The sequence below is a fragment of the Phenylobacterium sp. genome, from assembly GCF_031181185.1.
Classification (GTDB): domain Bacteria; phylum Pseudomonadota; class Alphaproteobacteria; order Caulobacterales; family Caulobacteraceae; genus Phenylobacterium.
Genome location: NZ_JAPSKZ010000271.1, coordinates 1 through 3,199 on the forward strand (window position 1 = coordinate 1; position 3,199 = coordinate 3,199).

4 protein-coding genes are annotated in these 3,199 nt (G+C 68.4%); 1 reads left to right on the top strand and 3 read right to left on the bottom strand.

All coding sequences use genetic code 11. The features are described from left to right. Positions 1 to 272 (top strand): S1 RNA-binding domain-containing protein (locus tag RIF93_RS19625; RefSeq protein WP_309093132.1); only part of this gene is annotated, 272 nt, incomplete at its 5' end. A gap of 164 nt (positions 273 to 436) precedes the next feature. Here the strand turns inward: RIF93_RS19625 and dnaA are convergent. The 3 genes from dnaA to RIF93_RS19640 form a co-directional block, all read right to left on the bottom strand. Continuing rightward, positions 437 to 1,885: a chromosomal replication initiator protein DnaA gene (dnaA, locus tag RIF93_RS19630; RefSeq protein ID WP_309093133.1), complete on the bottom strand. Its 1,449-nt coding sequence runs from the start codon at positions 1,883 to 1,885 to the stop codon at positions 437 to 439. A gap of 481 nt (positions 1,886 to 2,366) precedes the next feature. Further along, entirely contained in the window at positions 2,367 to 2,636 is a 270-nt protein-coding gene (rpsT, locus tag RIF93_RS19635) for a 30S ribosomal protein S20 (protein ID WP_309093134.1), read from the bottom strand. Positions 2,637 to 2,745: 109 nt separating this feature from the next. Then, positions 2,746 to 3,199 (bottom strand): DUF5655 domain-containing protein (locus RIF93_RS19640; protein WP_309093135.1); only part of this gene is annotated, 454 nt, incomplete at its 5' end.

Below are 3,199 nucleotides of genomic sequence, written 5' to 3' on the forward strand. Positions count from 1 at the left end.
GCATGATCTACACCGGCAAGGTCGTGAAGGTCGTCGACTTCGGCGCCTTCGTGAACTTCTTCGGCGCCAAGGACGGCCTCGTCCACGTCTCGCAGATCTCGAACGAGCGCGTGAACAAGGTCTCGGACGTGCTGAGCGAAGGCCAGATGGTCAAGGTGAAGCTCCTGGGCTTCGACGACCGCGGCAAGACCCGCCTCTCCATGAAGGTCGTCGACCAGGAGACCGGCGAGGACCTGTCGAAGAAGGAAGAAGCGGCGACCGAAGAGGCTTAGACCTCCGACGTCACCTGCGTGAGTTGAGAGGGCGGCCGGAGCGATCCGGCCGCCCTTTGCATTGGCCGCGCGCCGCCGCTGCGGCAGCTGTGCGGCGGCAAAGCAGAAGGCCCGCCGTTTCCGGCGGGCCTTTCGTTAGGCGCTCTCTGAAACCGCGCTGGAGCCTAGCCGCGCAGCTTGCGCAGCAGGACGTCGATGTCGCGGGCGATGGCGGCGTCCTCGGCCTTCAGGGCCTCGATGCGGCGCACGGCGTGCAGGACGGTCGTGTGATCGCGTCCGCCGAAGCGGCGGCCGATGTCCGGCAGCGACCGCGTGGTGATCTGCTTGGCCAGCCACATGGCCACCTGGCGCGGCCGGGCGACAGCGCGGGCGCGGCGCTCGGAGATCAGGTCGGCCTGCTTCAGCGCATAGTGCTCGGCGACCGTCTTCTGGATCATGTCGACCGTCACCTTCCGCTCGTTGACGGACAGGTGGGGGCGCAGGATGGCCTGGGCCTCGTCGAGGGTCAGACGCGCGATGTCCCCGCCGACGCGGGCCACCAGGGTGTTCAGGGCGCCTTCCAGTTCGCGCACGCTGTCGGTGAAACGGTCGGCGAGGAACTGCAGCACCTCGGGCCGCGCGGAGGGCACGAAGCGACCCTGGTTGGCCAGGGTCTGGAGTTTCCGCTCCAGGATGCCCAGCCGCAGGTTCCGGTCGGCCGGCTCGATGCCGCAGACGAGGCCCGCCTGCAGGTGCGAGCGCAGCCGGGGCTCCATCTCGGAAAGCTCGTTCGGCGAGCGGTCGGCGGTCAGCACCACGCGGCGGCCGTCCTCGACCAGCGCGATCAGCGTGTGGAACAGCTCTTCCTGCGTCTGGGTCTTGCCGGCGACGAAGTGGACGTCGTCGATCAGCAGCAGGTCGGCGTTGCGCAGGTCGTCCTTGAACGCCTGAGTCTGCTTGTCCTGCAGCGCCTTGACGAACGTCGTCGTGAACCGCTCGGCGGTCAGGTAGACGACCCGCTTGCTGGGCTCGGCCTGCATGGCCTCCCAGGCCAGGGCGTTCAGCAGGTGGGTCTTCCCGAAGCCGTAAGGGCCATGGAAGACGACCGGGTTGAAGTGGCCATCCGACCAGGACGCCACCCGGCGGGCGACGGCGAAGGCGAACTCGTTGGCCGGCCCCGACACGAAGGTGTCGAACGAGAACCGCTCCTGGAGGCCCTGGAGGCGTCCCTGGCGGGCGGCGACGGGCGCCACGGCCTCGACCGCCTCGATCTCGAACACCGCAGGCGCAGGCTCGGCGTTGGCGGCGCTGGGCGCGACCACGGGCGCGCGGCCGACGGCGCCGGCGGATTCCACCTCCATGCGCGACTTCAGGTCCAGCCGGCGGCCCAGCGGATCGTTCTGCGCCCACAGCTCGCCGATACGGCGCCACGCATGCCGGCGGATCCAGTCGCGGGCCACGCCGGTCGCGGCGACCACGCAAACCTCATCACCGGACTCCCGCAGGGCCGCCTGGCCGAGCCAGGAGCCGAACGTGGCCTCTCCCAATTCATGCTTCAGGACCTGGCAAGTCTTCGTCCACACGGCCCCCGCCGGCGCACCTGCCATAGCTCCCGCAGCCCCCCTGCCTGTCATCCCTCACAACCCCATCGACCTTGCGACGCCATGGCTAGGCCCCGAACCCCCAACCACGGTTTTTCTCAACACACACAAGCTCTTATCCGGCGAACACATGTGCTCCGCCGGCGTCCCGCTGTAATCACGAGATCATTCAAAGACGCCTGTAAGACCGCTGAGACTAGTCGGGGGGCCTCGCCGGTCAACGGTGATTCTTCGCGCTGTCGACGGATATTTCGGTTGACTCATAGCGGAGCCTTTTGCCGCCAAGGGAAAGCCAAAAAAAGCGCTCCGCCCGCTGAGCAGATTTGCCGCACAGGTCGCACCGGACGCAGGGGAGCGGCGCCCGAATGACTTCGAAAACCCACCCGATTTGGTTTCAAAACCGCGACCGGAAAACGGGCGCCGCGCGCACGAAAAAACAGCGCCCGGACCGGACGCTGTTTCGCAGAATTCCTAGCGGTGAAGAGGGGGAGCCGGGGCTCCCCGACCAGTCCTCTTAGGCGGCCGACAGCTTCTTCAGTTGGGCGGCCAGCCGCGACACCTTGCGGGCGCCCGTGTTCTTGTGGACCACGCCCTTGCTGACGGCGCGCATCAGCTCGGACTGGGCCTTCACGAAGGCTTCCTTGGCGGCGCCGGCGTCGCCCGAAGCCAGGGCTTCCTCGAACTTGCGGAGGAAGGTCCGCACGCGCGAGCGGCGGGCGGTGTTCACTTCGGTGCGGCGGGCGATCTTGCGGACCGCCTTCTTGGCGCCAGGCGTATTGGCCATTCGTCTAAGCTCTCGAAACGGATCGCGCCCGGCCGAGACCGGGCGGGCAAAATTGGAGGCGCGGATATACGCAAGGGCGGCCCGCGGGTCAATGGCGGATGGCCCCTGTTCAGATGTTCTCGTCGTAGGCGCGCTTCAGCAGCTCCAGCGCCTCGGCGTCCAGGTCCTCGGGCCGGGCCAGGCTGAACTGCACCGGCATGGTGTCGTGAACGCGCGACGGCGTCAGCCGGCCGCCGGCGGAGTCGGCCGGAAGCCGCAGGGCCACGTCGACGCGGTCCTTGGCGGCCTGCACGCGCGCGAAGGTGCGCCTGGGGGTCAACAGCGAGACGTAGGTCTTGCGCGCCTGCACGGTCACGTCGCCCGCGTCGAGGGATGCGGCCACGACCGCGTCGTAGAGCGGGCGGAGCTCAGGCCGCCTGGCGTACTGGCCGTCGATCAGCGCCTCGGCCGAGGCGCTCATGAAGTCGGGATAGCCGAACCGCTCCATGACCAGCAGCATGCGCGCATAGCCGGTGACGCCCTCGCGCGTCAGCCACTCGCGCAGGACGGCTTCGTCGCGAGGC

Coding starts and splice junctions, on each gene's coding strand:
- rpsT (WP_309093134.1), bottom strand. CDS start 2,636: ATGGCCAATACGCCTGGCGCCAAGAAGGCGGTCCGCAAGATCGCCCGC.
- dnaA (WP_309093133.1), bottom strand. CDS start 1,885: ATGACAGGCAGGGGGGCTGCGGGAGCTATGGCAGGTGCGCCGGCGGGG.